Annotated in this window: 7 protein-coding genes; 3 read left to right on the forward strand and 4 right to left on the reverse strand. The window is 48.6% G+C overall.

All coding sequences use genetic code 11. The features are described from left to right. The first annotated feature begins 531 nt into the window (after positions 1 to 531). A complete protein-coding gene (gene ispD, locus Q0668_RS22345; protein ID WP_298868747.1) occupies positions 532 to 1,302 on the forward strand; it encodes a 2-C-methyl-D-erythritol 4-phosphate cytidylyltransferase in 771 nt (256 codons plus the stop codon). Between the two features lie 178 nt (positions 1,303 to 1,480). Beyond that, the gene (locus Q0668_RS22350; RefSeq protein ID WP_298868748.1) at positions 1,481 to 2,014 is read left to right on the forward strand and encodes a hypothetical protein; all 534 of its coding nucleotides are present in this window, start codon (positions 1,481 to 1,483) and stop codon (positions 2,012 to 2,014) included. An 88-nt stretch (positions 2,015 to 2,102) separates the two neighbouring features. On the opposite strand, the gene ilvD is transcribed toward Q0668_RS22350, so the two are convergent. Beyond that, positions 2,103 to 3,794, reverse strand: a complete 1,692-nt coding sequence (gene ilvD, locus Q0668_RS22355) for a dihydroxy-acid dehydratase (protein ID WP_298868749.1) — start codon at positions 3,792 to 3,794, stop codon at positions 2,103 to 2,105. 109 nt (positions 3,795 to 3,903) lie between these two features. Further along, positions 3,904 to 4,194 carry an antibiotic biosynthesis monooxygenase gene (locus Q0668_RS22360; protein ID WP_298868750.1) on the reverse strand — a complete coding sequence of 97 codons (291 nt, stop codon included), beginning with the start codon at positions 4,192 to 4,194 and terminating at the stop codon, positions 3,904 to 3,906. 446 nt (positions 4,195 to 4,640) lie between these two features. Here Q0668_RS22360 and Q0668_RS22365 point away from each other — a divergent pair, with 446 nt between their 5' ends. Further along, entirely contained in the window at positions 4,641 to 6,644 is a 2,004-nt protein-coding gene (locus Q0668_RS22365) for a sigma-54-dependent Fis family transcriptional regulator (RefSeq protein WP_298868751.1), read from the forward strand. Positions 6,645 to 6,783: 139 nt separating this feature from the next. On the opposite strand, the gene Q0668_RS25985 is transcribed toward Q0668_RS22365, so the two are convergent. Together Q0668_RS25985 and Q0668_RS22370 are read right to left on the reverse strand one after the other, a co-directional pair. Next, the gene (locus tag Q0668_RS25985; RefSeq protein WP_366918974.1) at positions 6,784 to 6,951 is read right to left on the reverse strand and encodes an RHS repeat domain-containing protein; all 168 of its coding nucleotides are present in this window, start codon (positions 6,949 to 6,951) and stop codon (positions 6,784 to 6,786) included. Positions 6,952 to 7,069: 118 nt separating this feature from the next. After that, positions 7,070 to 7,493: hypothetical protein (locus Q0668_RS22370; protein WP_366918975.1), on the reverse strand; the 424-nt coding region annotated here is incomplete at its 5' end.

Raw genomic sequence — 7,493 nt, forward strand, 5'->3', positions numbered from 1 at the left:
TTACACATTTCCAGGTGGAATGTTTTTTTGAAATGAGCGTGTATCTGCTGCTGAATCAGAGTGTCATCGGTTACCAAAATCAGAGTGGGAAGTTGCATAGTGGTTTTCTCGATTTCAAAATTCAAAGTGATTTCAATCACAGAAGCAGTTTGTCAGCCTCAATGATTAAAAAAGAACCGGAATTGTCATCTCGTTTGACGAAGTGCTTCTGTTTTTAAACAAATGGAGTGCCAAGCTGTTAACGATTTCAGGCGCGGGGGGGAGTAACTGTTATGCTGGAAAGAGTTTAAGGAAAAGAAATATGGTCAGACCCTGGTCAGTTGACGGGTGAATGATGTGGTAAAAAAACATCAAGTGAGGTGCATGTTGATAAAAATCAACAGAAAAACGCTGTATGGGAATGAATTCAAAGTTAGAGAGCGATCTCACTGGCGTGAGAGCTTGTGTACTATTGGAGGAAGATTTACAGCTTGTTAAACTTCAGAAACGGACAGTCTGTAGATGTTTATTTTCAGCGAGAGGAAAAGTGCAGTGGCGAGCTTTGCGGTGATACTGGCAGCAGCAGGTAAGAGTACTCGATTTCAATCCCGGGGGGCGAAGGCGCTCGGTTCTGGTCCTCAGAAGAAGCCATTTATGGATTTGAAAGGGCGTGCGGTCTGGGTACGTTCGGCTGAAATTTTTTCGAATCGTGAAGATGTGCTGCAGTTGATCATATCGATTGCGGAGGAGGATATCGAATGGTTTAAAGAGAAGTTCCGTCCGAATATGGCGTTCATGCAGATTGAAATTGTAGCCGGTGGTCAGGAGCGGTCTGACTCGGTTCAAAATGCATTAGCGCGTGTGAAAGCAGACATCGATTATGTCGCCATTCATGATGCCGCCCGCCCTTTAATTACAGATAAATGGGTGGGTGAACTTTTTGCTGCTGCGGAAAAATCAGATGCCGTCATTCCTGCTGTCCGGGTTTCCAGCACCTTAAAACGGGTTGGCAAGGATCGGCGGATTGAGGAAACCGTCGATCGTACCGATCTCTGGGCCGCTCAGACCCCGCAGGTTTTCAAGCGTCAGTTATTGTTGGATGCCTACGCTCAGCGTGGCGATTTTCAACCTACTGATGAAGCCCAACTGGTTGAACAAATGGGACACCCGGTGACGATTGTTGAAGGCTCGCCTCTCAATCAAAAAATCACGACGGCCGCTGATTTTCGGATGGCCGAAGCTCTGGTAAACGCCTTGCCGAAACCAAAAGGTTTTCAGGCACTGCACCCCTTTGCCGATGAAGAACCACGCGGTATTTTCTAATCGCCGCTAAAATCGACCGCAGGCAATTTTGAGTATTTAGACAGAATTCGGTTCCCGGTCTATTTTTATGTGGGATATTCGCTCGTATTTATATAGGGTGATGAATAGCTAAATTTATGATCGAGAGACAAATTGTTATACATACGGGACATTCTTTTCAGAGATAAGGGAAACGGCCATGAATTCTACCCCCGAAGCTGCCGAAACTTCTGAACCGGCATCGAAACCAAAAAAACAAATCAGTGCTCAGCGTCGAATCATCTCTTGGGTCTTCATTGCAATTTTGCTTGGGGTTGTGGTTCTTGAATGGAAGGCGAAATCATCACAGGCAAGTACTGTAAAAGGTCTGGAGGCCGCCTTGGAGACGGCAGGAGACGTGGGGGAAATTCCATTACAACAGTTTCAGTCGATCAAAGTGGGAAAAAATTCCGAAGAGCTTGATGAATCGGGTGTGATTTTGAAGATAATTCATTATCGCTGGAAAGGGATATTCAAAACATATAATTTGCGGTTGCTTGTTGATGAAGGGGATATGGTAATTGCCTTTGATGAGCAGTCTGAAGGCAAATCCGTTGGAGGCATCAGCCCGATCTCTAAAAAGAATATTCAAGCGTTGGTCGGTCAGCACAAAAAGGGAGGCTCAAAAGAGCCCGTTGAAGAAAAGCAGGCTGAGGCGAAAGGCGAAGCGAGTGGCGAACCATCAGAAAAATAAGGTTTGCAAACTTATCAGAAGTAATTAAGAAAAAAGCCCGGGGTTAAAGACTGCCCCCGGGCTTTTCTTGTTTCGATTTTACAATCGCCTATTCGTCTGTGACACATCCTTCGGAGGCGGACTTAACATTTTTGATGTATTTATAAAGTGTGCCTCGCGTGTATTTGTAGGGTGGTGCCGTCCATGCCTGCCGGCGCTGTTCGAGTTCCGCATCGGTCAAATCCACATTCAGCAAATTTTTATCGGCGTCGATTGTGACTTTGTCTCCGGTATTGACCAGCGCAATCGGTCCGCCTTCCTGTGCTTCGGGAGTGACGTGTCCGACGATGAATCCGTGTGAACCGCCAGAAAAACGACCGTCTGTTAACAGTGCGACATCTTTCCCCAGGCCGGCTCCCATGATGGCCGACGTGGGAGTTAACATCTCGGGCATACCGGGGCCCCCTTTCGGTCCTTCATAGCGAATGATAATGACATCGCCTTTCTGAATTTTGTTTTCTTCCAGTGCTTTGAGCATGTCTTCTTCTGAATCGAAGACATTTGCCGGTCCTTCAAAGACGAGACCTTCTTTGCCTGTGATCTTGGCGACGGCACCGGTGGGCGCCAGGTTTCCTTTGAGAATTTGGAGGTGGCCGGTCGGTTTAATCGGGTTTTCGATGGCGTGGATAATGTCCTGTCCCTCTTTGAGGCCGGGCAGTTCTGCCAGATTTTCTGCCAGCGTTTTTCCGGTAACTGTCATACAGTCGCCGTTAATGAAGCCTTTTTCCAGCAGGTATTTCAGAACAGCGGGAGTACCGCCAATTTCCTGCAGGTCGGCCATGACGTATTTTCCACTTGGTTTGAAGTCGGCCAATAACGGGATGCGATCACTGACTGCTTGAAAGTCTTCGATAGAAAGTTCTACATCAACAGAGCGGGCAATTGCCAGCATATGCAGGACCGCATTGGTAGAGCCACCGAGGGCGACGATGAGGACCATCGCATTTTCAAATGCATCGCGGGTCATAATGTCTCGGGGTTTTAAATCGAGCTCCAGGAGTTTTTTGATGGCGGCTCCGGCGCGAACACATTCATCCAGTTTTAAAGGATGCTCGGCGGGAATGGATGAGCTGTAAGGCAGCGACATTCCCAGGGCTTCGATTGCGGAGGACATCGTGTTGGCGGTATACATGCCGCCGCAGGCGCCGGCACCGGGACAACTTTTCTGCACGATTTCTTTCCGGGCTTCATCGGTGATTGTGCCGGCCAGATATTCTCCGTAGGACTGGAATGCAGAAACGATATCCAGTTTTTCATTATTCAGGCAGCCTGGGGCTATCGTTCCCCCATAAACCATGATGGAAGGCCGGTTAAACCGACCCATGGCAATTATACAGCCGGGCATGTTCTTGTCACAGCCGGGAAGCGAAATGTTGGCATCGTACCATTGGGCACAGGTTACGGTTTCAATGCTGTCGGCAATCAGATCGCGGGATTGCAGAGAGTATGACATGCCATCGGTGCCCATCGAAATACCATCGCTCACGCCAATGGTATTAAATCGCAGTCCCACCAGATCGGCGGCTTCAACGCCCTCTTTGACTTTGGCAGCCAGTATGTTGAGGTGCATGTTGCAGGAGTTGCCTTCGTACCAGACACTGGAAATTCCTACCTGGGCCTTATTCATGTCGGCTTCGGTCATGCCGGTGGCATACAACATTGCCTGCGAGGCGCCTTGGGAACGAGGCTGAGTAATACGGGAACTGTAACGATTGAGAATGGGTTTAGAATCGGATGACATCGACGTTTTTCCTCTGTAGTGTTTTCAATAGCAATGGTTTGAGAATAAAATGGGATTGCTGTCGGGCCCGATGATCATTTCGGCCTGACATGTGATTGAAGCCTGTTGGCTATTCAATCAACAACTTCACTCGATGGGCCACTCGTTCAACACGCGGCATCACCAGTGGTTGATAGATTTCACAATACGCTTTTTCTTCGCGGTGTGCTTTCCAGGCCTGTTCGCTCTCCCAATGTTCGACGAGTACAAAAGTCGCAGGCTCTGCTTCAGCGTAATAAACGTCAAACCGTAGACAGCCCGGTTCCGTACGAGATAAGCGGCAGGCTTCCGTCAACAGCCCCTCGATTTCGTTTGCATCGGAGGCATCTTTCAATGTGAGAATGACATTGAGGCAAAACATGTTCGGTCTCTTGATTTTAAAAGAGTCTGGGTGGGATCAAAGCCATCGCAAAAGCACGAAGGACAACTTATCACAATACAGTAACACTCCGAGATTGGAAGTGACAGTAATGGGAGATTCTTAAACGGCAGGGAAGCATAAATCGCTTCCTTTAGAGACGGTTTCTCCGGAAATTTTCTGTTCTAATGACTCCTTTCTGGTGGCTCAAGTTCGGAGCTGATTTCGAAATGAGTCCGTTCTAACTCCTGTAAGAGTTTGCGGGTCCCGTAGTCTGGATCGCTGATTCATCAAAAAGGGGCTAAAATTGGCAAATGAAGTCCACACTTGGATGACGCATTGCAATTTATCTGTTATCATTCCGACGAGCTTCAAAGGCGAATAGATGACAGAAGTCAGCGGCTTCGAGTCGGGTATGGCTCTTTTGATTCATATAAAGGGAGTGTGAAGTGAGTAAGGCAGAAACAGTGGAGTGGTTGGATTGGAAAAGGCTGCCTTTGTTTTCTCGTTTTGATGCAGAGGCTTCTCTGATCCAGATTTGCGATCAGTTGCTGGAAGAGGCGACTGTGCAGGAATCGGGATGTGACTACATCCGTCAGTTTCTGCCTCAATTGGCAACGGTATTATCCTGTCAGTGGTGTACTCTGATCGAACGGACTCCCGAGTGGGAGACCCTGTTTGAATTTGGACGCAATGTAGCGGGCGGTTTTCCGATTTCGTTGTGTGACGAAGCATTAGATCGTGATGCCGGCGGTATGTGTGCCGATGAAAAACGGGAGGACTGGTCCTTTCTGGCAGCTCCGTTAGGCGATGTTCGTTCCGGAACTGTTTTGTTAGTCGGCGGTCGTGACATAACGGTTGATCGACTTGGTGAATTGATTGTTGTGGCGCGCGTTCTAGGTTATGCGCTGTCTATCGTTGAAAAACGGGAAAAGCATCAGCGTCGTATTAATCGACTGCAGACCACGCTGCATATCGCCTCCAGCTTTTCGTCGGCTCGTGAAACGCAACCCCTGCTGGAAAAAATCGCGGAAGAAGCAACGCGTCTGCTTGAGTGTGAAAGATCCAGTATTTTTATCTGGGATCGAGAACACAAACAAGTCGTGGCTTGTCCCGCGTTAGGCGTGGAAGGCAATACACTGCGTCTGCCCGATAACGTGGGGATCGTGGGAGATGTGATTCACTCTGGCGTGACGGTTCGCGTGGATGATGCTTACAATGATGACCGGTTTGATCCGAGTGTGGATAAGTCGAGTGGTTTCAAGACGCATAATCTGTTGTGTGTACCATTGAGAAATAATGCCGGTGAATTAATCGGTGCGTTCGAAGTAATGAATAAGGAAAAAGGGAAGTCAGACTTCAACGATGATGACGCACAAAGTCTGGAAGAACTGGGCGTGCAGGCAGCGACGGCTCTGGAAAATACGCGCGAGATCGAGCAGCTTTCCCGTAGCCGGGACCAATTGACCGAACAGGTGAAACAGGCAGTTCAGATCATCGGAAAGAGTTCTGCGATTTCAGCGCTGCGTTCCACTATCGAACGGTTGGCGGGCACAGATTTGCCTGTATTGATTCTGGGAGAAAGCGGGACGGGGAAAGAAGTCGTCAGCCAGTCGCTACATTATCAGGGACCTCGGGCCAATACACCATTTATCGCCATCAACTGTGCGGCTTTGACGGAAACGTTGCTCGAAAGCGAATTGTTCGGCCACGAAAAAGGGGCATTCACCGATGCTCATGAAACACGGGTCGGCAAATTTGAACTGGCAGAGGGGGGGACGCTGTTCCTTGATGAAATTGGAGACATGAGTCCCGGAGGCCAGGCCAAACTGTTACGGGTGTTGGAGCAGAAAGTGATTACCCGCGTGGGAGGATCGGAAAGTATTCCCATTAATGTGCGCGTGGTGGCGGCGACGAACGCCAAGCTGGCGGATGCGGTTCGCGATAAAAAATTCCGCGAGGATCTGTATTATCGGCTGAGCGTGGTCACGCTCGATTTGCCTCCGTTACGCGAACGCCCGGAAGATGTGAGTTTATTGGCGGAGTTTTTTCTGTCCCAATTTTGTGCGCAGGCCAATCGTCGTGTATTGAAATTTTCGGCGGAGGCCAAAAAACGATTGCAGGCGCATCTCTGGCCGGGCAATGTCCGCGAGTTGCGGAATCTGATGGAACGCGTGGCGTTTCTGTGTGCCAGCGATCGTGTGGAAGTGGAAGACCTGGCGTTTATTCTTAGCCCATCCCGCGATTCAGTGGTGGACATGTCGGCTGATTTAAGTTTGAAAGAAGCCTCGCGCCGCTTCCAGCAGGAATACATCCGCCGCACGATCAAACGCGTAGGCGGCAACATGAGCGAAACCGCGAAATGCCTGGGCCTGCATCGTTCGAACCTGTATCGAAAGATGGGTCAACTGGAAATGCACGAAGCAGAAGATGCTTCAGAATTAGACGATTGAGTCCAACTCTCCCCTTCAATTTCAATCTGTAAAATGAGAGGCTCGGGATTTTTACTACCACGAAAATCACGAAAACACACGAACCTTTCGATCCACATCACGTAAGCCAGCTCACTCTTCCATGCATAGTGCATCACTGTCAACTTATTTCGCATCTGGTCAGTTTGGGCGATTGGTAAACGGCAGTGGTCATGGCGGTTTCCCGACCGGCGGCATCGTACTGGAACGTGGTCCGATTATTGCGTGCATCCTGCAATGCAGAAACCCGACCTGCCGCATCGTAAACAGTTGTGGTGATTTCGTTCAACGGATTGATCGGTCAATTAAAAGGTTCCTGACATGCTCTGTAGAAAACCTGCTTTTGACTTGGATATTACCTCCCAGGTATCTCAACAGAAAACTAAAAATTCCGGGATATTCCAATACTAATTTTCACGATCAGCGGCATTATTTTTTTTTAGATTCAACTTACGCAAAATCCATGGAAAATCATCATTAGAGTCAATGAAGATTGAACAACGTGGCAATGCCGCCTGTAATCGTTTTAGCCCAGGCGCCATCACATTTGTCGAAGAAAGATCTAACCTTCCGAGATCTCTCAGTTCTTTCAGATGAATAAGACTCGCCTCTGTAACTTGTGTATTACTAAGATTCAGTTCGAAAAGATTTGCCATCCCCTTCAGGTGAATCAAACCGGCGCCAGATATTTTCGTGTTCGAGAGATCCAAATTTTGAAGCCCTGACAACCCAGCAAGGTAAGCCAACCCAGCGTCTGTTACATCTGTACCCGAGAGATCCAAATCATGGAGGTTTTTCATTCCCTTCAGGTGAACAAGGTTAGCATCTGCT

The organism is uncultured Gimesia sp. (assembly GCF_937910335.1).
In the GTDB taxonomy this organism is placed as follows: domain Bacteria; phylum Planctomycetota; class Planctomycetia; order Planctomycetales; family Planctomycetaceae; genus Gimesia.

Bases quoted from the DNA above. Each gene is read 5' to 3' on its own strand.
- Q0668_RS22350 (WP_298868748.1), top strand. From the start codon at position 1,481: ATGAATTCTACCCCCGAAGCTGCCGAAACTTCTGAACCGGCATCGAAA.
- Q0668_RS22360 (WP_298868750.1), bottom strand. From the start codon at position 4,194: ATGTTTTGCCTCAATGTCATTCTCACATTGAAAGATGCCTCCGATGCA.
- ilvD (WP_298868749.1), bottom strand. From the start codon at position 3,794: ATGTCATCCGATTCTAAACCCATTCTCAATCGTTACAGTTCCCGTATT.